General features: G+C 75.5%; 21 protein-coding genes and 1 pseudogene. 10 read left to right on the top strand and 12 right to left on the bottom strand.

The genetic code is table 11. The features are described from left to right. Window positions 1-170: 170 nt before the first annotated feature. Window positions 171-1,037 carry a universal stress protein gene (locus ABZ261_RS18075; RefSeq protein ID WP_356860208.1) on the top strand — a complete coding sequence of 289 codons (867 nt, stop codon included), beginning with the start codon at window positions 171-173 and terminating at the stop codon, window positions 1,035-1,037. A 676-nt stretch (window positions 1,038-1,713) separates the two neighbouring features. Here ABZ261_RS18075 and ABZ261_RS18070 read toward each other — a convergent pair. Continuing rightward, window positions 1,714-2,481: an MBL fold metallo-hydrolase gene (locus ABZ261_RS18070; protein WP_356860206.1), complete on the bottom strand. Its 768-nt coding sequence runs from the start codon at window positions 2,479-2,481 to the stop codon at window positions 1,714-1,716. Between the two features lie 119 nt (window positions 2,482-2,600). After that, window positions 2,601-3,230, bottom strand: coding sequence for an alpha-ketoglutarate-dependent dioxygenase AlkB (locus ABZ261_RS18065; protein ID WP_356860204.1), 630 nt, complete (start codon window positions 3,228-3,230; stop codon window positions 2,601-2,603). Window positions 3,231-3,399: 169 nt separating this feature from the next. Between ABZ261_RS18065 and ABZ261_RS18060 the strand changes: the two genes are divergently transcribed. Continuing rightward, the gene (locus ABZ261_RS18060; protein ID WP_356860202.1) at window positions 3,400-4,026 is read left to right on the top strand and encodes a TetR/AcrR family transcriptional regulator; all 627 of its coding nucleotides are present in this window, start codon (window positions 3,400-3,402) and stop codon (window positions 4,024-4,026) included. 23 nt (window positions 4,027-4,049) lie between these two features. Further along, window positions 4,050-5,723 (top strand): FAD-binding dehydrogenase, encoded by a 1,674-nt coding sequence (locus ABZ261_RS18055; RefSeq protein ID WP_356860200.1) that lies wholly within the window; start codon window positions 4,050-4,052, stop codon window positions 5,721-5,723. Between the two features lie 2 nt (window positions 5,724-5,725). Here ABZ261_RS18055 and ABZ261_RS18050 read toward each other — a convergent pair whose 3' ends face one another. After that, a complete protein-coding gene (locus tag ABZ261_RS18050) occupies window positions 5,726-6,076 on the bottom strand; it encodes a DUF488 family protein (RefSeq protein WP_356860198.1) in 351 nt (116 codons plus the stop codon). A gap of 326 nt (window positions 6,077-6,402) precedes the next feature. Between ABZ261_RS18050 and ABZ261_RS18045 the strand changes: the two genes are divergently transcribed. Next, window positions 6,403-7,146: a L,D-transpeptidase family protein gene (locus ABZ261_RS18045; protein ID WP_356860196.1), complete on the top strand. Its 744-nt coding sequence runs from the start codon at window positions 6,403-6,405 to the stop codon at window positions 7,144-7,146. A 38-nt stretch (window positions 7,147-7,184) separates the two neighbouring features. On the opposite strand, the gene rpsR is transcribed toward ABZ261_RS18045, so the two are convergent. From rpsR to rpmG, 4 genes are read right to left on the bottom strand one after another with little or no spacing between them, the layout of a single operon-like run. Continuing rightward, window positions 7,185-7,424, bottom strand: coding sequence for a 30S ribosomal protein S18 (gene rpsR / locus ABZ261_RS18040; RefSeq protein WP_356860195.1), 240 nt, complete (start codon window positions 7,422-7,424; stop codon window positions 7,185-7,187). Between the two features lie 20 nt (window positions 7,425-7,444). Next, window positions 7,445-8,611: a GTP-binding protein gene (locus ABZ261_RS18035; RefSeq protein WP_356860193.1), complete on the bottom strand. Its 1,167-nt coding sequence runs from the start codon at window positions 8,609-8,611 to the stop codon at window positions 7,445-7,447. Further along, a complete protein-coding gene (locus ABZ261_RS18030; RefSeq protein ID WP_356860191.1) occupies window positions 8,608-8,865 on the bottom strand; it encodes a type B 50S ribosomal protein L31 in 258 nt (85 codons plus the stop codon). Before ABZ261_RS18030 ends, ABZ261_RS18035 begins: the two co-directional genes overlap by 4 nt. A 5-nt stretch (window positions 8,866-8,870) precedes the next feature. Continuing rightward, window positions 8,871-9,035: a 50S ribosomal protein L33 gene (gene rpmG, locus ABZ261_RS18025; protein WP_017949758.1), complete on the bottom strand. Its 165-nt coding sequence runs from the start codon at window positions 9,033-9,035 to the stop codon at window positions 8,871-8,873. A gap of 48 nt (window positions 9,036-9,083) precedes the next feature. On the opposite strand from rpmG, the pseudogene ABZ261_RS18020 reads away from it, so the two are divergent. After that, window positions 9,084-9,218: pseudogene (locus ABZ261_RS18020) on the top strand (bL28 family ribosomal protein); the annotation flags it as partial. 75 nt (window positions 9,219-9,293) lie between these two features. On the opposite strand, the gene ABZ261_RS18015 reads toward ABZ261_RS18020, so the two are convergent. Both ABZ261_RS18015 and ABZ261_RS18010 read right to left on the bottom strand, forming a co-directional pair. Further along, window positions 9,294-10,106 (bottom strand): TIGR03943 family protein, encoded by an 813-nt coding sequence (locus ABZ261_RS18015; RefSeq protein ID WP_356860188.1) that lies wholly within the window; start codon window positions 10,104-10,106, stop codon window positions 9,294-9,296. Then, complete coding sequence (locus ABZ261_RS18010; protein ID WP_356860186.1) at window positions 10,103-11,137, bottom strand: permease; 1,035 nt, start codon at window positions 11,135-11,137, stop codon at window positions 10,103-10,105. The genes ABZ261_RS18015 and ABZ261_RS18010 overlap by 4 nt, the downstream gene beginning before the upstream one ends. A 148-nt stretch (window positions 11,138-11,285) precedes the next feature. Between ABZ261_RS18010 and ABZ261_RS18005 the strand changes: the two genes are divergently transcribed. From ABZ261_RS18005 to ABZ261_RS17995, 3 genes are all read left to right on the top strand, one after another. Continuing rightward, window positions 11,286-11,990, top strand: coding sequence for a response regulator transcription factor (locus tag ABZ261_RS18005; RefSeq protein ID WP_356860185.1), 705 nt, complete (start codon window positions 11,286-11,288; stop codon window positions 11,988-11,990). After that, entirely contained in the window at window positions 11,987-13,885 is a 1,899-nt protein-coding gene (locus tag ABZ261_RS18000; RefSeq protein ID WP_356860183.1) for a HAMP domain-containing sensor histidine kinase, read from the top strand. The genes ABZ261_RS18005 and ABZ261_RS18000 overlap by 4 nt, the downstream gene beginning before the upstream one ends. An 81-nt stretch (window positions 13,886-13,966) precedes the next feature. Continuing rightward, on the top strand, window positions 13,967-14,416 hold the full coding sequence (locus ABZ261_RS17995; RefSeq protein WP_356860181.1) for a DUF6098 family protein: 450 nt from the start codon (window positions 13,967-13,969) through the stop codon (window positions 14,414-14,416). 23 nt (window positions 14,417-14,439) lie between these two features. Here the strand turns inward: ABZ261_RS17995 and ABZ261_RS17990 are convergent, their stop codons facing one another. Together ABZ261_RS17990 and ABZ261_RS17985 are read right to left on the bottom strand one after the other, a co-directional pair. Then, complete coding sequence (locus tag ABZ261_RS17990; protein ID WP_356860180.1) at window positions 14,440-14,691, bottom strand: WhiB family transcriptional regulator; 252 nt, start codon at window positions 14,689-14,691, stop codon at window positions 14,440-14,442. 823 nt (window positions 14,692-15,514) lie between these two features. Then, window positions 15,515-16,402: a LysR family transcriptional regulator ArgP gene (locus ABZ261_RS17985; RefSeq protein ID WP_356860178.1), complete on the bottom strand. Its 888-nt coding sequence runs from the start codon at window positions 16,400-16,402 to the stop codon at window positions 15,515-15,517. A 67-nt stretch (window positions 16,403-16,469) separates the two neighbouring features. Between ABZ261_RS17985 and ABZ261_RS17980 the strand changes: the two genes are divergently transcribed. Both ABZ261_RS17980 and ABZ261_RS17975 read left to right on the top strand, forming a co-directional pair. Continuing rightward, window positions 16,470-17,084 carry a LysE/ArgO family amino acid transporter gene (locus ABZ261_RS17980; RefSeq protein WP_356860176.1) on the top strand — a complete coding sequence of 205 codons (615 nt, stop codon included), beginning with the start codon at window positions 16,470-16,472 and terminating at the stop codon, window positions 17,082-17,084. 81 nt (window positions 17,085-17,165) lie between these two features. Beyond that, window positions 17,166-18,476 carry an MFS transporter gene (locus ABZ261_RS17975; protein ID WP_356860174.1) on the top strand — a complete coding sequence of 437 codons (1,311 nt, stop codon included), beginning with the start codon at window positions 17,166-17,168 and terminating at the stop codon, window positions 18,474-18,476. 3 nt (window positions 18,477-18,479) lie between these two features. Here ABZ261_RS17975 and ABZ261_RS17970 read toward each other — a convergent pair whose 3' ends face one another. After that, on the bottom strand, window positions 18,480-18,935 hold the full coding sequence (locus ABZ261_RS17970; protein WP_356860172.1) for a cyclic nucleotide-binding domain-containing protein: 456 nt from the start codon (window positions 18,933-18,935) through the stop codon (window positions 18,480-18,482). Between the last annotated feature and the right edge of the window lie 41 nt (window positions 18,936-18,976).

The following is an 18,976-nucleotide window of genomic DNA, read 5'->3' as shown; positions in this document are numbered from 1 at the left end:
CGCCGGTCCGCTCCGGCAAGCGGCGGACCGTGATCAGCTCCGGGGTGCGGTGCGCACGCGGAACGCGGTGCCCTCCGAGCGTCTGCTCCCCCTGCAAGGTCGTGGCGGCAACGTAGGGAAGACTGGCTCCGCAGCGGCGCAGACACGGCAGACACGGAGGAGGCCCACGGATGGCACGCCCGATCACGGCAGGGGTGGACGGTACGGCGGAGAGCGTGGCCGCGCTGGAATGGGCGGCCCGGGAGGCCGTGCGGCGCCGGCTGCCCCTGCGGGTGGTGCACGCCTGGCGGTACGCCGAGGCGCTCGCCGCCGCCGGCCGGGAGACGCAGCGCGAGTGGGTGTCCAAGGGCGTGGCGGAGGCCGTGCGCACGGTCGCACAGCGGCATCCGGAGCTGACGGTGAGCACCGACGTCGTGGAGGGCGGGGCCGCGGACGAGCTGGCCGCCGCGACGGCCGACGCCGAGATGCTGGTGCTCGGCTCGCGCGGGCACGGACCGGTCGTCGGGTTCCTGCTGGGCTCGGTCGGCCAGCAGGTGATCGCGGAGGCGGCCCGGCCCGTGGTGCTGGTGCGTGCCGGGGACCGGCCGGCGGCGGAGGCGGCCGCGGGGGACGTCGTGGTCGGCCAGCACGGCGGCCCGGAGGACAGCGCGGCGGCGCTGCGGTTCGCGTTCGAGACGGCGGCGGCGCGGGGGGCGGCCGTCCGCGCCGTCCGGGCGTGGACGCTGCCGCCGGTCTTCGCCTACAGCCCGGGTTCGCTGAAGCTGCTGGACGAGGCGGGCGGTCTCGAACCGTACGAGAAGCAGGCGCTGGCCGAGGCCCTCGGGCCGTGGCGGGAGCGGTTCCCGCAGGTTCCGGTGGCGGAGCACGTCGAGATGGGCAGCGCCGGGCAGGTGCTGCTGTCGCTGACGGGCCGGGCCCAGCTGGTGGTCGTCGGACGCCGGGCCCACCGCACGGCCGTCGGCGCCCGCATCGGCTCGGTCGCGCACGGGGTGCTGCACCACGCCGAGTGCCCGGTGGCCGTGGTCCCGCACGAGTGACCCGCGCCGGGGCGGTGGCTTCCGCCTGCGCGGGCCGAGGAGCCGCCGTGCCCGGTTCCCTCTCGGCGCTCCGGGCCGGTGAGCCGCGGCGGCTGCCGGTGGTGTCCGGCGGTCGGCGGCCTCGGGCGCGAAGGCGACGGTGTCGCCGCCGGGGGAGCGCTCGGTCCGCATCCCGGCCGCGGCGGGCCCGGAGGCTGCTCGGACGGCGGATCCGGCGCGCGGCGCGGTGCCGCTCGCGCGCCGGGTGGGCGGGACGCGGGCCGGCTTCCCGACCGCGCCCTGTACGCCCGAAGGCGACCTGGCGGCGGACGGGTGCGGCGCGCCGCACGCCCCCGGCACTTCCCCACTGATGTCCCGGGCCCGTTCGAGGCCGTGCTCCCGCCGCCCGGGGCCGAGCCGGGCGTGCAGGCCACCGGTCCCGGCGCCGACCGGACAGGCCGCGCCGGCGCCCGCGTCCCGCCGGACCAGGGTGGCGCAGTCGCCCCGGGCGGACCCGGCGAGGCGGCAGCCGTACCGGCGTGCGCGTACCGCTACGACCTGCCGGGAGTTGCCGCGGGGGAGCGGCACGAGGTGCTCCGGGGACGGCGGACCCAGGGCCGTGTCCCGGGGCAGGGCGAGCGGGAGCGCGGGCGCCCCGGGTGCGTCGCGCTGGTCCGCAAGGCCGTGGCCCGCGCGACTACGGTCGCCTGCCCTCGCGCCCCCGGGCCCGTTCCCGGGCCTGTTCGACCGCCGCCCGCACCGGGCCGTGGTGGACCGGGCCGTGGCCGGGCAGCAGGGTGTCGCCGTCGAGCGCGCCGATCGTGTCCAGGGAGGCCAGGGCCCGGGCGCGGTCGTGGTGGAAGAAGCCGGGCAGCAGCTGCGGGCCCTTGACACGGCTGGTGGCGTGCCCGCTGACCAGGGCGTCCCCGGAGACGACGAGGCCGGCCCCGGGCAGGTGGTAGACGCAGTGGCCGTCCGTGTGGCCGGGGGTGTGCACCGGGACGGGACGCCCCGGCAGGTCCAGCGGCCCGTCGGCCGGGAGCGGCTCGGGCGCCGTGACGGGGTGGTTCTGCGTGCCGCCGGCACGGACCACGTGCACCGCCCAGGGCAGCACGCCGGGCCGCCAGGCGTTGCGGACGACGTCGGCGACGGTGGCCTGCTGGAGGAAGTCCCGGCGTGCGTGCGGGACTTCGGCAGGGTGCAGGTGGACCGGGGTGCCGTGGGCGGCGCGCAGGTACTCGGCCGAGCCCAGGTGGTCGTTGTGCGCGTGGGTGATGAGGACGGCCACGACCGCCTCCGGTGAACTGCCCACCGCAGCCAGGGACTCCAGCAGCCCCTGCCGGTCGCCGGGATACCCCGTGTCCACCAGCGTGACGGCGTCGCCGTCCTTGAGGATGACCCAGTTGGTGTGGTGGCCGTGCACCAGATAGGCGCCGTCGGCGACCTGGCGTACCTCTGCCCTCATGATCTCCCCGCATCCTGGACGGCGGTCGTCGGGCCCAGCCAATCAGACGGGCCGCCGCCCCGCGCAAGAGCGCCGGGCGGCCGCGGCCACGTCGGCGCGGGCGGTGCCCGGCGGTGACGTCAGTGCACGCCGTGCGGGCGGAACTGGATGCTGATGCGCGGCCCCGCGGCCCGGCTGGTCTTGGGGACGCAGTGTTCCCAGGTGCGCTGGCAGGAGCCGCCCATCACGATGAGGTCGCCGTGGCCGAGAGGCCGCCGCAGTGTGCCGCCGCCTCCGCCGGCCGGGCGCAGCAGCAGGTCCCGGGGCGCGCCCACGGAGAGGATCGCCACCATGGTGTCCTCGCGGGCGCCCCGGCCGATCCGGTCGCCGTGCCAGGCCACGCTGTCCCGGCCGTCGCGGTAGAAGCACAGTCCGGCGGTGGTGAACGGTTCGCCCAGCTCCTCGGCGTAGTGGCGCGACAGGGCGGTGCGGGCCTCGTCCAGGACGGGGTGGGGGAGCGGGTCCTGCGCGCCGTAGAACGCCAGCAGGCGGGGGACGGCGACCACGTTGTCGTACATCTTCCGGCGTTCGGCCCGCCACGGCACCTCGGCCGCCAGCATCTCGAACAGGGCGTCGGCCCCGCTCAGCCAGCCCGGCAGGACGTCGATCCAGGCGCCTTCGCCGAGCACGGTCCGGCACAGCCCGTCGAGCGGGCCGAGCCGCAGCTCGTCGCTCTGGTCGAACAGGGACCCCTGGAGGTGCGTGGCCATGCCCCCAGCGTACTCCGCATTCGAATGCACGTTCCATTTCGTGATCTTCCGTCCGCCGCGCCGCCCCTTTCGATACACCGATGCATCCGATACATTCGCGTATCCAGCGATGCCGGTGACCGGACGACCGTGGTGCGGACGACCGGACGATCCAGGACGGGAGCCCCCGGTGCCGGGCGAAGACACACCCAGGCGCGTCACGCGGCGCCGGATCCGCACCCGCGCCCGGCTGCTCGACGCCGCCTTCGCGGTGTTCGCCGCCAAGGGGTTCGGCCGGGTCTCCATCGAGGAGGTCTGCGAGGCGGCCGGATACAGCCGGGGCGCCTTCTACTCGAACTTCACGACCCTCGACGAGCTGTTCTTCGCCCTGTACCGCCGACGCGCCGACCTCATCGCCTCCCAGGTGGCCGACGCGCTCGCCCAGGACGGACCCGGCCTCGACGTGCCCGCCGCCGTCGACCGGGTGAGCGAGGCGCTGCTGCTCGACGTGGACTGGCTGCTGGTGAAGACCGACTTCCTGGTGCACGCCGCCCGCGACCCGGCCGTCGCCCGCGCCCTCCTCGACCACCGCGCCCGGCTCCGGCGTGCCGTCGCCGGCCGGCTCTCCCGGGCCCGTGGCCGCACCGGACTCCCCGCCGTCCTGGGCGACGCGGACGGCGCCGCGCGCGCCGTGGTCGCCGCATACGACGGGGTCACCACCCAACTGCTGCTGGACAAGGACGTCGAGGCCGCCCGCGCCTGGCTGAAGCAGCTGCTGACCGCCCTGCTCACGGACGGCAGCCGTACCCCGGCATGACCCTCGGAAAGGACACAGTCGCCATGGACGCGGACGTCATCGTCGTCGGAGCGGGGCTCGCCGGCCTGGTCGCGGCCCACGAAATCACCAGCCGGGGCCGCCGGGTGGCCCTGGTCGACCAGGAGAACGCCGCCAACCTCGGCGGCCAGGCGTTCTGGTCCTTCGGGGGCCTCTTCCTCGTCGACTCGCCGGAACAGCGGCGCCTCGGCATCAAGGACTCCTTCGAGCTCGCCTGGACCGACTGGCGGGGCAGCGCCCAGTTCGACCGCCTCCAGGACGAGGACTCCTGGGCAGTCCGCTGGGCCCGCGCCTACGTCGAGTTCGCCGCCGGCGAGAAGCGGTCCTGGCTCCGGGGGCACGGCATCGAACTGCTGCCCACCGTCGGCTGGGCCGAGCGCGGCGACCTGCGGGCCGACGGACACGGCAACTCCGTCCCGCGCTTCCACATCGCCTGGGGCACCGGCACCGGCGTGGTCGAGCCCTTCGTCCGGTACGCCCGGCAGGCCGCCCGGGACGGGCTGCTCACGTTCCACCACCGCCACCGGGTGGACGAGCTGGTCGTCGAGAACGGCACGGCACGCGGTGTGCGCGGCGCCGTCCTCGCCCCCGACGACTCCCCGCGCGGCGTCGCCTCGGGCCGCGACCGGATCGGCGACTTCTCCCTCACCGCCCAGGCCGTCGTCGTCACCACCGGCGGCATCGGCGCCGACCACGACATCGTCCGCCGGCACTGGCCCGAACGGCTCGGCACACCCCCCGCCGAGATGGTCACCGGGGTCCCGGCCTACGTGGACGGCCGGATGCTCGACATCAGCGCCGAGGCCGGCGTCCGGCTCGTGAACCGCGACCGCATGTGGCACTACACCGAGGGCCTGCAGAACTGGAACCCCGTCTGGCCCGGCCACGGCATCCGCATCCTGCCCGGCCCGTCCTCCGTCTGGCTCGACGCCCTCGGCCGCCGGCTGCCCGACCCCTGCCTGCCCGGCTACGACACCCTCAGCACCCTCAGGTACCTGCGCACCACCGAGGACATCGCCGGCTACGACCACTCCTGGTTCATCCTCACCCGGAAGATCGTCGAGAAGGAGTTCGCGCTGTCCGGCTCCGAGCAGAACCCCGACATCACCGCCGGGGACCGCAAGGCCGTGCTGCGCGACCGGCTGCTCGGCAAGGGCGCCCCCGGACCGGTGCGCGCCTTCCTCGACCACGGCGCCGACTTCGTCACCGCCGCCGGCCTGGAACAGCTGGTCGACAGGATGAACGCCCTCACCGGCGAGGCGCTGCTGGACCCGGCCGAGGTCCGCCGCCAGATCGAGGCCCGCGACCTGCAGATCGCCAACCCGTACAGCAAGGACGCCCAGATCCAGGGCATCCGCAACGCCCGCCGCTACATCGGCGACCGGCTCGGCCGGGTCGCCGCCCCGCACCGCCTCCTGGACCCGGCCGCCGGTCCCCTCATCGGGGTCCGGCTGCGCGTCCTCACCCGCAAGACCCTCGGCGGCATCCAGACCGACCTCGACTCCCGTGCCCTCGGCGCCGACGGCACCCCGATCGACGGCCTGTACGCGGCGGGCGAGGTGGCAGGGTTCGGCGGCGGCGGTGTCCACGGCTACAACGCCCTGGAGGGCACCTTCCTCGGCGGCTGCCTGTTCTCGGGACGGGCCGCGGGCCGGCACGCGGCCCGGCAGACGGGCTGAACTCAGCCGCCCAGCAGCTCCACCAGCACCTGCGCATGGCTCGACTCGGGCCTCTTCGACGCCGTCAGCAGGGTCACCCGCCCCGCGCGGGCCGACGCGCGCAGGCCGTCGAGGAGTTCGGCGGCCTCCGGCGCGTCCAGCTCCGCCGAGTACCGGCGGCGGAACTCCTCGTACGGGCCCTCGCCCGCGTGGTACCACTTGCGCAGCTCGTCCGACGGGGTCAGCCCCTTGGGCCACTCGTCCACCCGGGCGGCGTCCTTGGCGAGGCCGCGCGGCCACAGCCGGTCGACCAGCACGCGCAGGCCGTCGTCGGGCTCGGGCGGTTCGTAGACGCGGCGCAGGCGCACACTCACGGTCGGGCCCCTCTCGGGTCGCGGACGGTCCCGCGAGCCTAACGCGGCGCACCCCCGCCACCGGGCGGCGACGCGGCGCGACGTGCCGGGCCGGGGGAGTGACGGGCCCCGGCCCACGGGAACGGCGCCCGGCCGATCCGCCGCCCGAGGAGCGCGCGCCCGACGCCCCTGCGGGCAGCCCCCCGGCCGCGCACCGCCCACCGCGCCGGTGACCCCGGCGGCGCCGCGTCCGGGCGCACGGCCCCGTCGACGCCCTGCGCGCCGGGCGAGCCGAACCACCGCCGCACCCTGACCGGTTCCACACAACCGTCGGCCAGGGTCGGCTCATGATCCAGCGCAGAACCGCCCTCGCTCTCCTCGCCTCCCCGCTGCTGCTCACCGGCTGCGGCGGCGGAGCCGAGGCGACCGAGCGCCGCAGGCCGTCCCGCCGCCCGACTCCCGTACCCGAGACGTCCGTACCCGAGACGTCCGCGGCGCCGGCGCCGCAGGGCATCCCCGGTCTCGGCCCCGAGCGGTCCGCGGCGATACCCGGGCGGTGCGCGCAGGCCGTCGTCGTCACCGGGCGCGGCAGGAACTCCCCGCGCTGCACCGCCGTCCTGCACCGGCGCACCCCCACCGGCTGGCAGGCGGGCCCTGCCTGGCCCGCGCACAACGCCCTGCACGGCTGGAGCGCCCACCACATGGCCGGCGACCTGCGCTCCCCGATCGGCGTCCACACCCTCTCCGACGCCGGCGGCCTGCTTCCGGACCCCGGCAGCAGGCTCCCCTACCACCGCTCGGGCGGATTCCGCTCGCCCGGAACCGGCTTCGAGGGCGAGTCGCTCGAAGGCTCCTTCGACTACGTCGTCGCCATCGACTACAACCGCAGGCCCGGCACCTCGCCGTTGGACTGGACCAGGCCCCTCGGCCCGGAGCGCGGCGGGGGAGTGTGGCTGCACGTGGACCACGGCGGGCCCACCCACGGCTGCGTCGGCCTCGCCAAGGCCCACATGAAGGACCTGCTGCGCACCCTCGACCCGGACCGGCACCCGGTGATCGTCATGGGCCCTGCCGACTGGCTCGCCCGCTGAGCGCCAGGGTGCGTCCGGGAAGTGGCCGGCCGTCCCGGCTATCGGGAGCCGTAGGGCAGGAGCGCCATCTCGCGCGCGTTCGCCACGGCGCGCGCCAGTCGCCGCTGTTGCCGTCGCGTCAGCCGGGTCACCCGGCGGCTGCGGATCTTCCCTCGGTCGGAGATGAACCTGCGCAGCAGGCCGGTGTCCTTGTAGTCGATGCGGGTGATGCCGGCAGCGTCCAGCGGGTTGCGCCGGCGCGCGGCGTCCCGGCGCCCGGCGGTCGTACGGCTCGGCATGGTGCGGTCCGTCCTCTCTTTCAGGTCACAGGGTCGAGCAAGTCGTCGAAGGCGGGCGGGAGCCGCCGCCAGCAGTCCCGGCCCGCCGCGTACTCGTCGTCGGTGAGCAGGCACGAGTCGAGCAGAGCCGGCAGGCCTTCGCGGTCCAGGCCCGGTGAGGTGAAGGTGAGGTACTGGCAGCGGTCGCCGTGTTCGGGGTGCCAGTCCAGCGAGGCGGCGAGACGGCGTTCGGCGGGCACCATCTCCCAGGCGGCATCGGGCAGCGCCGCCAGCCACGGCCCGACCGACTCCACGCACAGGGCGCCGCCCGCGGCGTCCCAGGACAGCAGGGTGTCGGGCCGGTCGGCCAGCCAGAAGCGCCCGCGGCTGCGGGCGGCCGCACAGGCCAGGTCCTCCAGCGCCGCGTGGAGGCGCTGCGGGTGGAAGGGCCGTGCGCGCCGCCAGACGAAGGTGCTCACTCCGTGCTCGTCGCTCTCCTGCGGGAGCAGCGCGCACGCCGGATGGAGGCGCGCGGCGGCCGCCGCGACGTCGAAGCCCTCCAGCAGCGCGACTCCCAGCCGGCCGTCGCCCACGCGCACCGGGCGTGCGCCCGGCGTGAGCTGGGAGAGCAGCGCGTGGTCGCGGTCCTCCGCCGGTCCGGCGGCTGAGCCGTCCTCCGCGACGGCGAGCAGCGTGGGGTACTCCAGTTGCCGGGCGAAGGTGTCGGCGACGGTGCGCCGGTCCGTCGCGGCGGCGGCGAGGCCCACGTCGGCCAGGTCGTCGCCGTCGGTCAGACAGGGCAGGAGGAGCGCGGGGTCGACCGCGGTGGTGACCCCGGTCAGCGCCAGCGGTGCGCCTGCGGCGGTGACGACACCGGCTATGGCCTGGGGTTCGACGGAGTCCCACAGTTCCACGACGGCCAGCCGGTGCCTGCCCTCTCCGGCGAGCCGTAGCAGCTCGGGGACGAGGTCCTCCCGCAGCGCGCAGCACGCGCAGCCGTTGACCAGCGGCGCTTCGCCGCGGTCGAGCAGGCCGCCGGAGTCGCGCACGGTGCGGCGCACCCTGCCGTCCACGGCGGACGTCAGGTCGTGGTGCAGCACGACCGCGCCGGGGACCGAGCGCAGGATCTCCTCCACGGCGGCACGGCGGGCGTCCGCGTGCAACCCGGCGACGATCGCGACCGGCAGCCGCGCCAGTCCTCCGCTCACCGCTCGCTCCGTCCGCTGCCGTAGCGCCGCTCGAAGCGCTCGACCCGTCCGGCGGTGTCCAGGACGCGCTGGGTCCCGGTGTAGAAGGGGTGGCTCGCCGAGGAGATCTCGACGTCGATGACCGGGTAGGTGTGGCCGTCCTCCCACTGGACGGTCCTGTCGCTCGTGGCGGTCGAGCGCGTCAGGAAGGCGAAGCCGGCGGCCCGGTCACGGAAGACGACCGGACGGTAGGCGGGGTGGATTCCGGGCTTCACGGCTCTCAGCGCTCCTCACGGAAGTCGACGTGGCGGCCGGCGACGGGGTCGTACTTGCGCAGCGTCAGCCGGTCGGGGTCGTTACGGCGGTTCTTGCGGGTCACGTAGGTGTAGCCGGTGCCGGCGGTGGACCGCAGCTTGATGATCGGGCGCAGTTCGTTACGGGCCATGCGCCACACAATACACGATGGTTTTCATTTTCATTAAGCTGCGACCGACGCCCCGGTTTCGGGCACCGGATGTCCCACTCGCACCGGCGCGGCAGGCGCCGCTTCGACCCCGGCGTCCAGCGCAGGCGCTACTGGCTGCGGAGCGAGGGCCGCCACGTCCGGCTCACTCTGACGGCCCACGCGGGGGAGCTGCCCGGTGTCATGAGGAGCGGCCGGTGAGCACCGTCCGCGCCGGGCAACGGCGGACGGCCGCCCGGTTCACCGTGAGGGGGTGAGCGGGAGGGCGTCGGTGTACGCGTTCGCCGGCTTGGCCACCCTGTGCACGGAACGGGCATCGAGCGCGACGGATGCGGAAGCCGTGCCGAGGGCGCCACCGGAGTGCCAGGTGCCGGTGACGGTCACCCAGGTGCCGGCCGCCGGGGCAGGGGCGCCGAAGATCCGCACCCGCACGGACTGGGCGTCCGCCGCGCAGCAGGAGATCATGATGCGGTTCAGGAACCAGCCGCCGCCCCGCTTGCCGGGGGTGGCGAAACCCGTCATCCGCACGGTGCGGCCCTCGATGGCCCGCGTGGGGTCCTGCTGGACGCGGCGGATGAAGTCCCAGAGCGTGAGGGGGAGGGGCGAGGCCGCCGGCAGCGGGTCGAACGCGCTCTGCTGCGTGACGGCCCTGGGCGGCTGGCGGGACGCGGTGTACGCGCCGAGGGCGGGCGGGGCCCACAGCACCAGGCTGAGAACCGGGAGGAACAGCAGCCACGCGGCACGGGGCGCACCGGAGTGAGGGTGACCATGGCCGTGGCCGCCGTGGCCCTCCTGGTCGCTGTGCCCCTCCTGGTCGCCGCGCTCGCCGGGCCCGCTCTGGTCGCCGCGGTCCGCGGGTGCGCCGTTCCCGCGACGCCGCACGTACGACACCGCGTCCGCCGCTCCCAGCAGGACCAGCAGCACACCGGACGCGATGAGCAGCGGGCGCATGCCCTCCTTGACGTACCGCAGGTACAGATCGGTGAACAGCGCGATGCGCAGCAGGCCGGTGCCGCAGAGGAGCAGCAGGATCGTCGGTACCGGGCGTCTCACAGCAGTGCTCCTCCGGTCAGTGCGCTGGCCAGTACCGCCACGGCCACGGTCGCGGCGGAGAACCGGACCGCGAACGCCCGGCCGAACGTGCCCGCCTGCAGGGCGATGAGCTTCAGATCGACCATCGGGCCGACCACCATGAACGCCAGCCGCGCGACCGGTGGGAATCCGCTGAGCGAGGCCGCCACGAACGCGTCCGCCTCCGAACACACCGCCAGCACGATCGCCAGCCCGGCCAGGAACAGGAGCGACGGCCAGAAGGATCCGGAGAACGCGTCCAGCACGGAACGGGGCACTGCCACATTGAACGTGGCCGCCGCCATCGCGCCCACCACCAGGAAACCGCCCGCGTGCAGGAAGTCGTGCTGGAAACCGACCCGGAACTCCCGCCAGCGGCTGCCCCCCGGCCGATGGCCGCTGTGCCGTGCGACCGGCCGCAGCCACTCGGGCCGCCCCCGCCACAGCCACAGCCAGCCCATCACCGACGCGGTGCCCAGCGAGGCCAGCAGCCGGGCGGCGACCATGGCCGGCTGACCGGGGAAGGCGACCGCGGTGGCCGTCAGCACCACCGGATTGATCGCGGGCGCCGACAACAGGAACGCGAACGCGGCCGCAGGCGCGACGCCCCGCCCGATGAGGCTGCTCGCCACCGGCACCGAGGCACACTCACAGCCCGGCAGCACGACCCCCGCCGCACCGGCCACCGGTACCGCGAGCACCGGCCGGCGCGGCAGCACCCGGGTGAAGACCCGCGCCGGGACGAAGGCGTTGATGGCACCGGACAGGGCCGTGCCCAGCAGGAGGAAGGGCAGCGCCTGCACCGTCACGGCCAGACAGACGGTCCGCCACGCCTGCCCCGCCGGTGTCTCCGCCCACCGCCCCACGAGGTAGAGCACCACGCCCGGAACGGTGGCCGCGCCCAGCAGCAGCAGCGGCCAGCGCCGGTGCCAGCCGGGGGCGGCGTCGTCGGTCGCCGCCGTGTCCGCTTCGGGGACTTCCGCCTCCCCGGCCCGTTCTTCAGCCGTCCGCATGCCACCTCCGCCTGCCGGATGTCCCGATCAACATAACGGTCCGGCACACCCGGCCTCCGGGCGCATCGGCCGGGCAGCACCGCCGACGCCGGGAACGGGTGCGCGCTCCTCACCGCTTCCTCACACGCCGCCCCTAGACTCCGAACTCGTGTGCGCACATGTGCTGGTCGCCGAGGACGACGAGAAGCAGGCCGAGCTGATCCGCCGCTCCCTGCAGGCCGAGGGCCACGACGCCACCGTCGTGCACGACGGCGCGGCCGCGCTCGACGCCGCCCGCCGCCTCGGACCCGACCTCGTCGTCCTCGACCTGATGCTCCCCGTGGTCGACGGCTTCGGCGTGTGCCGGGCACTGCGCGGCGGCGCGGACCCGGACGTCCCCGTCGTGATGCTCACCGCCCGCTCCGCCGAGGACGACGTGCTGCTTGGCCTCGAACTCGGCGCCGACGACTACATGACCAAGCCGTACAGCCCGCGCGAGCTGATGGCCCGTATCCGCACGGTGCTCCGGCGCAGCGGGCGGGGCGGCGCCGTACGGGACGGCGACCGAGTCGTACGGGCCGGCGCCATCAGCGTCGACCCGGTACGGCACGAGGTGCGCTGCGACGGCACGCCGGTGGAGTGCACGCCTGCCGAGTTCCAGATCCTGCTGGCCATGGCGGGCGAACCGGAGCGGGTGTTCACCCGGCGCCAGCTGCTGCACTGCACCCGCGGCTTCGACCGGGCATCCACGGAACGGGCCGTCGACGTCCACATCATGAACCTGCGCCGCAAGATCGAACCCGACCCGCGGCGCCCGGCCCGTCTGCTGACCGTGTTCGGCGTCGGCTACAAACTGAGCGCCGCCCGCCCATGACCCGCCACGACCGGGAGGAACCGCGGCGGGGGAGCGCGCGCCCCGCGCAGGGCAACGGGCGGCGCCGGATTCCGCTGCGCAAGCGGCTGCTCGTCCGGCTGCTGTCCGTCTCGGCCCTCATCGCCGTCTGCTCGGTCGCCGCCACCGCCTGGCTCGCGGTCACCACCACCACCAGCGCGCTGAAGGAGGAGCAGGGCCAGGACCTCGCCGCCGACAACCGCATCCTCGCCCGGCTCAGCGGCTACGCCGCCACCCACTCCGACTGGTCCGGCGTACGGCGGACGGTCCGCGAACTGGCCGCGACGACCGGCCGCCGGATCGCCCTCACCACCGCCGACCGCACTCTCGTCGCCGATTCCGCGCCCCGCGGCGCCCCGCTGCCGCCCCGGCCCGCCGCCACGGTCGACCCCCTGCGCACCGACACCCACACCGAGCCCGGCGCCCAGCTCAGCGGCATCGACCCGCGCGTGGTGGGCCCCTACCGGCTGCCGGCCCGGGAGCGGACCCGGCTGGACGCGCTGGCCGCCGTCCGCGAACGCTGCTACGAGCGCTACGGCCTGCAGGCGACCGTCGTCCGCACCCCGAGCGGCCGGCCCGTGGTCGCCGGAGCGGACGACACCGACCCCGCCGGCCTCGGCGCCACCGACTGCGAGGACGGCCGCCTCAACACGCCCACCCCGACAGAGACGAAGGCTCTGGACACCCTCTCCGGCCTGGTCCGGCCCTGCCTGCGGCAGGCCGGGCTGGTCCTGGGCGGGCCCGTCTTCCCCGCCTTCTTCGACCCCGGCGCGCAGGACCCCTTCGGCGGCAGCCGCGTGATCGCCAAGTACACCGGTGCGCAGACGGGCGGCGCCGCCCGGGCGGCCCAGCACTGCATCATGACCGCCCGCCGCGCCCAGCTCGAGCCCTACGTCGCCCCGGTGGCCGAGCTGTTCCTCGGGATCGGCGACCAGAACCCCGCCCGCTTCGACATGTCACCGGCCAACAAGGCCAAGGTGGTGGGCGTGGCCGGCCTGGTCCTCGCCGTCACCGTCGCCGTGACCGCCGTGGTCGCCGTCCGGCTGGTACGGCCCCTGCGGGCGCTGACTCTGGCCGCGCAGCAGCCGCCCGAGCTGCACGTGCGCGTCCCGGTGACCACTCGCGACGAGACCGGCATCCTCGCCGAGTCCTTCAACGACCTGACCGAGCGCCGCGAGCGTCTGGAGGCCCAGCGCAAAGCCATGGTCAGCGACATCGCGCACGAACTGCGCAGCCCGCTCACCAACATCCGCGGCTGGCTGGAGGTCGTACGCGACGGCGTCGTCGCCCCCGACCCGGCGCTGCTGGACTCCCTGCACGAGGAGGCGCTCGTCCTGCAGCGGATCATCGACGACCTGCAGGACCTCGCCGCCGCCGACGCCGGCACCCTGCGCCTGCACCGCGAGCCGCTGCGGGCCGGCGATCTGCTGGAGCAGGTGGCCGCAGCGCACCGGGTGGCGGCCGGCGCCGCCGGGGTCGTGCTGCGCACCGACGCCGACGACGCCGCCTGGCTGGACGCCGACCCGGTGCGGATGCGGCAGGCGCTCGGCAACCTGGTCTCCAACGCGCTGCGGCACACCCCCGCCGACGGCGCCGTCGCCCTCGCCGCCCGCCGCGACGGCGACGACGTCGTCCTCACCGTCACCGACACCGGCCGGGGCATCGCGCCCGAGGACCTGCCCCGCGTCTTCGACCGGTTCTGGCGGGCGGAGAAGTCCCGCAGCCGCCGCACCGGCGGCAGCGGCCTCGGGCTGCCGATCGTCCGCCACCTGGTCGCCGCCCACGGCGGCACGGCCGAGGCCGCGAGCGAGCCGGGCGCGGGCGCGGTGTTCACGCTGCGGCTGCCCGCCGTCCCGCCGCCCGGCGACACGGCATGAGGGCGGGCGCGCGACGGCTTGATTCCCGGCGCGCGCGGGGGGTACTCCGGTCGCGCAATGCGCAGTCGAGGAGGTCATGCCATGAGCACAGCGGACGCCCTGCCGGTCGTCTCCACGCTCACCGAAGCGGCTCGTCTGGTGGAGAGGGAGCGGGGTTTGTACGTGCGCTGGTCCAAAGGCCCGGGCATCGACCTCGACGCCGTGTCCAGCACCGACGAGCTGACCGGTGTCCCGATGCCCGGGCTGTCCGCCAACCCGCTGGACGTCGAGGACTGGTGGGAGGACCGGTCCGTGGAGCTGTGGGTGGCGCGCCGGCTGTACGACTACGCGCACCTGCCGCACGAGAAGGGCCCCGGCGTGCGTCCCTGGTTCCTGAAGGGCCGGGAGACGGGCCGGGGCCCCGACAACGAACCGCTCGTGGTCGACGTCGAGCCGCTGTGCTGGATCGCCGACGAGGTGATCGACGCGGCCAGGGCCGAGGTGGCCCGGCAGGAGCGGGAGTGGGGGACCCTGCGCCGCGGGGGCCGCTGAGCCCCCGCGGCGCAGGGCGCCGGTCAGCCGGAGCGCTGCCTGGAGCGCGCACGGCGCCGCAGCGCCTGGCGCTCCACCTCGGTCGTGCCGCCCCAGACGCCGATGCTCTGGGCGGTGTCCAGCGCCCAGTCCAGGCACTGCTTCCGGACCGGGCAGCGGTGGCACACCGCCTTGGCCTGCTGGGCCTGCACCTGCGCCGGTCCGGTGGTGCCGATCGGGAAGAAGAGGTCGGGGTCCTCGTGACGGCACGCGGCATGGTCGCGCCAGTTCTCCATCGGATTCTCCTGGATCGGGTCGTAAATCGTCCGTGCACTGTCAAATGCGTTCGCTCCGGACTCGGGTGACCGGTCCGGACGGGGTGAAACGGCACAACCGGAAGAAGATCGGACGGCGACGGCCTCCCGCCCACGGTTGCGCACCCGCCGAAGCCCCGGGCGGCCCCCGGCAGCGCAGGGCTCACGGCCGTCACGGCCTCGATCCGGCCCGCAGGGGCTCATCGGGGTGCGCGCCCCTCGATGCCGCCGGCGCGCCGGGGCGTGCGCCGCGTGCCGTTTTGCGGCGCCGACCGGGTGCCGGGCGGAGGGGTGCCGGGTCGCGGCACCGGCTGCTGCCGGGCCGTCGTGATCGCCGGCGGCGGTGTGCCGTCGCGCTGCGGTGCCGGCTGGATGCCGGGCGCTCGCGACCGTCGTGGTCGCGGCCGGTGGGCCGAGGTGTGCGCCGCCAGGGGCGCGGTGCCGGAGGGTGCCGCCGGCCGGGTGCCGCCGGCGGCGTGGCGTCCGATCGGGCGGGCGCCGGTCGCGTGCCGGGCCCGTAAGGCGTGCCGCGGGCGTCGGCGTGCCACGGCGTGCCACGGTGTCGGGCGCTCGCGACCGTTGTGGCCGCGGCCGGTGGGCCGAGGTGTGCGCCGCCAGGGGCGCGGTGCCGGAGGGTGCCGCCGGCCGGGTGCCGCCGGCGGCGTGGCGTCCGACCGGGCGGGCGCCGGTCGCGTGCCGGATCCGTAAGGCGTGCCGCGGGCGTCGGCGTGCCACGGTGCCGGGTGCCGCCGGCGGCGCGGCTGGGACCGGCGTCACCGCCGGGGCGGTGCGGTGCCGGGTGCCGTCAGCGGCGCAGCGCCTCGGCCGCGGTCGCCGTCACCGCGTCGGCCAGGGCCGCCAGCGCGGGCGAGTCGAGCTTCCACTGCTGCCAGTGGAGCGTGACGTCCGTCCACTCGCCGGGGGCGATCTCGGTCAGCCGTCCCCGTTCCAGCAGCGGGAGGGCCTGCGTCTCCGGCACCATCCCCCAGCCGAGCCCGGCGGCGACCGCGTCCAGGAACCCCTCGGAGGTGGGCACGAGATGCCGCAGCGGGCCGGCGGACCCCCGCCCCAGCCGGCGGACGAAGCCGTCCTGGAAGTCGTCCTTGCGGTCGAAGACCACGACCGGCGCCCGGGGCAGCGCCTCCGCCAGGGGCTGCCCCTCCAGGTGGGTCGCGGCGAAGCCGGGGGAGGCCACCGGCAGGTAGCGCATCCGGCCGAGGACGCGGACCGTGCAGCCCGGCACCGGGTCGGGCGAGGAGGTCACCGCCGCCATCACCAGACCCTCGCGCAGCAGCGCCGCCGTGTGGTCCTCGTCCTCGCGGTGCAGTTCGTAGCAGAGGCCCGCCACCCGGGTCAGGGCCGGCAGGAACCAGGTCGCCAGCGAGTCGGCGTTCACCGCGACCGACACCCGGGTCGGCTCCCCGCCGCCGGCGAGCCCCAGTTCGCCGAAGGCGTCCCGCTCCAGCCGCGCGAGCTGCCGGGCGAACCGGACGAGGACCGCACCGGAGTCCGTGGGCCGTACGGGCCGGGTGCGCTGGAGCAGCACCCGCCCGGTGCGCTGCTCCAGGGCCTTGATCCGCTGGCTGACCGCCGAGGGCGTCACATGCAGGGCGGCGGCCGCCGCGTCGAAGGTGCCCTCGTCCACGACGGCCAGCAGCGTCCGGACCTGCTCCAGGGGCAACTCTGTCATCACGACGGCTAATGCTACGTAAGGATCTTTAGCTGTACTTGCGGTGGACGCCTTCCTTAGCGTCGGCGGCATGAACCACACCCTGACCGCCGCGGCCGCGGGCTTCGGCACCGGCCTCTCCCTGATCGTCGCCATCGGCGCCCAGAACGCCTTCGTCCTGCGGCAGGGGGTGCGCCGGGACGCCGTTCTCGCCGTCGTCGGCATCTGCGCGCTGTCCGACGCGCTGCTCATCGCGCTCGGCGTGGGCGGGGTCGGCGCGGTCGTGGTGGCCTGGCCGGGTGTGCTGCGGGCGGTCGGCATCGTCGGCGGTCTCTTCCTGCTCTGCTACGGCGCCCTGGCGGCCCGCCGGGCGCTCAGGCCGGGCGCGGGGCTGCGGGCCGAGGGGGAGGCGGCCGGCTCGCGCCGCCGGGCGGTGCTCACCTGCCTGGCGATGACATGGCTGAACCCGCACGTCTACCTGGACACCGTGTTCCTGCTCGGCTCCCTCGCCGCCGACCGCGGCCCGCTGCGCTGGACCTTCGGGCTCGGCGCCGCGCTGGCCAGCCTGTGCTGGTTCGCCGCGCTGGGCTTCGGCGCCCGCCTGCTCGGCCGGCTCCTGGCCCGGCCCGGCGCCTGGCGGGTGCTGGACGGCCTGGTCGCCGTCACGATGCTGGCGATGGGCACGGCCCTGATCGCGGACTCCTGAGACGCCCGTTGGGCGCACGCCGGCGTTCCTGGGATAGTCGGGTTCTCACACCGACAGACATGACGAGCGACCAGGACTTCTGTGGACACCAGCGAGAGCAGCAGCACCGGGACCGGCGCCGACGGGACGGACACCGGCGGGCCGTCCGGCGTACCGCCCCGGCGCGGCTGGCGCCGCTGGGCGATGGACACCCGCCCCCTGCGGATCCCCGCCTACCGGCGCCTGTGGTCGTCGACCGTCGTCACCGCCGTCGGCAGCCAGCTGACCGCCGTCGCCGTCCCCAAGCAGATCTACGACCTCACCCGGTCCTCCGCCTGGGTCGGCTACGCGAGCCTCGCGGGCCTGGTGCCGATGGTGGTCTTCGCGCTGTGGGGCGGGGCGGTCGCCGACACGGTGGACCGCCGCAAGCTGCTGCTGGTCACCAACTGCGGCATCGCGGTGACCTCGCTGCTGTTCTGGGCACAGGCCGTCACCGGTGCGGACTCGGTCGGGGTCCTCGTGGTGCTGCTCGCCGTGCAGCAGGCGTTCTTCGGTCTCAACGCCCCGGCCCGCAACGCCTCCATCGCCCGGCTGGTGCCGGCCGACCAGCTGGCCGCGGCCGGGGCGCTCGGCTCGACGGTGATGCAGACCGGCCTGGTGGCGGGCCCGCTGCTCGCCGGCGCCCTCATCCCGGTCGTCGGGGTGCCCGACCTGTACCTGATCGACGCCCTGGCGCTGTGCGCGACCGTGTGGGCCGTCGTGCGGCTGCCCTCCCTGCCGCCGCTCGGCGGGGCCGCCCGCCGAGCCGGGGTGCGGGACGTCGCCGCCGGATTCCGGTACATCTCCCGGCACACGGTGCTGCTGCTGTCCTTCCTCGCCGACATCGTCGCCATGGTGTTCGGCATGCCCCGCGCGCTGTTCCCGGAGCTGGCCGCCCAGACCTACTCCGCCTGGGGCGAGGGGCTCGCGCTCGGCGTGCTGTTCGCGGGCATACCGGTCGGCGCGGTGCTCGGCGGACTGTTCTCCGGGGTGTTCTCGCGCGTGCGCAGGCACGGCTGGATGGTCGTCGGGTCGGTGGTCGCCTGGGGTGCGGCCGTCGCCGGGTTCGGGCTGAGCGGCGACCTCCGGGTCGCCGTGGCCTTCCTCGCCGCGGCCGGGATCGCGGACATGGTCTCGATGGTGTTCCGCGGCGCCATCCTGCTGTCGGCGGCGACCGACGAGATGCGCGGCCGGATGCAGGGCGTGTTCACGGTGGTCGTCGCGGGCGGGCCGCGACTGGCCGACGCGCTGCACGGGACCGCCGGCGCGGCCTTCGGGCCCCGGGCCGCCGTCGCAGGCGGCGGCGCGCTCGTCGTCGTGGTGATGCTGGCCCTGGCCCTCACCGTTCCCGCGCTGCGCCGCTACCGGATCTGACGGCTACAGCGGCCTCTGCCGGCGGATCGCGTACTGGTCCATCAGCTTCCCGCGGGTGGTCTCCAGACGGTGGGCGAGGATCTCGGCCACCGTCCGCACCAGCGAGAGCCCGAGCAGCGGGTCCTCCACGCACAGCCCCAGCACCGACGGCCCGTCGAACTCGTAGGCCCGCACATTGCTGAACGCCACCGCGCCGAAGTCCCAGCGGTACGGCGGGAACAGCCAGGACCAGCCGAGCAGGTCGCCGGCGCCGAGCGTGGCCACGGTCACCCGCTGCCGGGTGGTGACCTGCTGGTCCAGGTGCACCGCACCCGAGCGGATCACCCAGAACCGGTCCGCCGTGCCGCCCGCCTCGAAGATGCGGGTGTCCTCCGGGAAGGAGACCTCCTCGGCCAGCTCCATCAGGCGCTCGCGCTGCGCCTGGGGCAGGGCGGTGAGCAGTTTGATCGCTTTGGTCATCCGGGGGGCTCCTCGCCGGCGGCGGTGCGGGTCGGGTGCTG

It is taken from the genome of Streptomyces sp. NPDC006193 (genome assembly GCF_040613915.1).
In the GTDB taxonomy this organism is placed as follows: Bacteria; Actinomycetota; Actinomycetes; order Streptomycetales; family Streptomycetaceae; genus Streptomyces.
The sequence above is the reverse complement of the archived record's forward strand: the minus strand, read 5'-3'. Positions and strand labels throughout refer to the sequence as shown.

What these genes read in the sequence shown, in the direction of transcription:
- ABZ261_RS18075 (WP_356860208.1), top strand. Translation starts at nt 171, where the DNA reads ATGGCACGCCCGATCACGGCAGGGGTGGACGGTACGGCGGAGAGCGTG.
- ABZ261_RS18070 (WP_356860206.1), bottom strand. Translation starts at nt 2,481, where the DNA reads ATGAGGGCAGAGGTACGCCAGGTCGCCGACGGCGCCTATCTGGTGCAC.
- ABZ261_RS18065 (WP_356860204.1), bottom strand. Translation starts at nt 3,230, where the DNA reads ATGGCCACGCACCTCCAGGGGTCCCTGTTCGACCAGAGCGACGAGCTG.
- ABZ261_RS18055 (WP_356860200.1), top strand. Translation starts at nt 4,050, where the DNA reads ATGGACGCGGACGTCATCGTCGTCGGAGCGGGGCTCGCCGGCCTGGTC.
- ABZ261_RS18045 (WP_356860196.1), top strand. Translation starts at nt 6,403, where the DNA reads ATGATCCAGCGCAGAACCGCCCTCGCTCTCCTCGCCTCCCCGCTGCTG.
- rpsR (WP_356860195.1), bottom strand. Translation starts at nt 7,424, where the DNA reads ATGCCGAGCCGTACGACCGCCGGGCGCCGGGACGCCGCGCGCCGGCGC.
- rpmG (WP_017949758.1), bottom strand. Translation starts at nt 9,035, where the DNA reads ATGGCCCGTAACGAACTGCGCCCGATCATCAAGCTGCGGTCCACCGCC.
- ABZ261_RS18010 (WP_356860186.1), bottom strand. Translation starts at nt 11,137, where the DNA reads ATGCGGACGGCTGAAGAACGGGCCGGGGAGGCGGAAGTCCCCGAAGCG.
- ABZ261_RS18000 (WP_356860183.1), top strand. Translation starts at nt 11,987, where the DNA reads ATGACCCGCCACGACCGGGAGGAACCGCGGCGGGGGAGCGCGCGCCCC.
- ABZ261_RS17995 (WP_356860181.1), top strand. Translation starts at nt 13,967, where the DNA reads ATGAGCACAGCGGACGCCCTGCCGGTCGTCTCCACGCTCACCGAAGCG.
- ABZ261_RS17990 (WP_356860180.1), bottom strand. Translation starts at nt 14,691, where the DNA reads ATGGAGAACTGGCGCGACCATGCCGCGTGCCGTCACGAGGACCCCGAC.
- ABZ261_RS17980 (WP_356860176.1), top strand. Translation starts at nt 16,470, where the DNA reads ATGAACCACACCCTGACCGCCGCGGCCGCGGGCTTCGGCACCGGCCTC.
- ABZ261_RS17970 (WP_356860172.1), bottom strand. Translation starts at nt 18,935, where the DNA reads ATGACCAAAGCGATCAAACTGCTCACCGCCCTGCCCCAGGCGCAGCGC.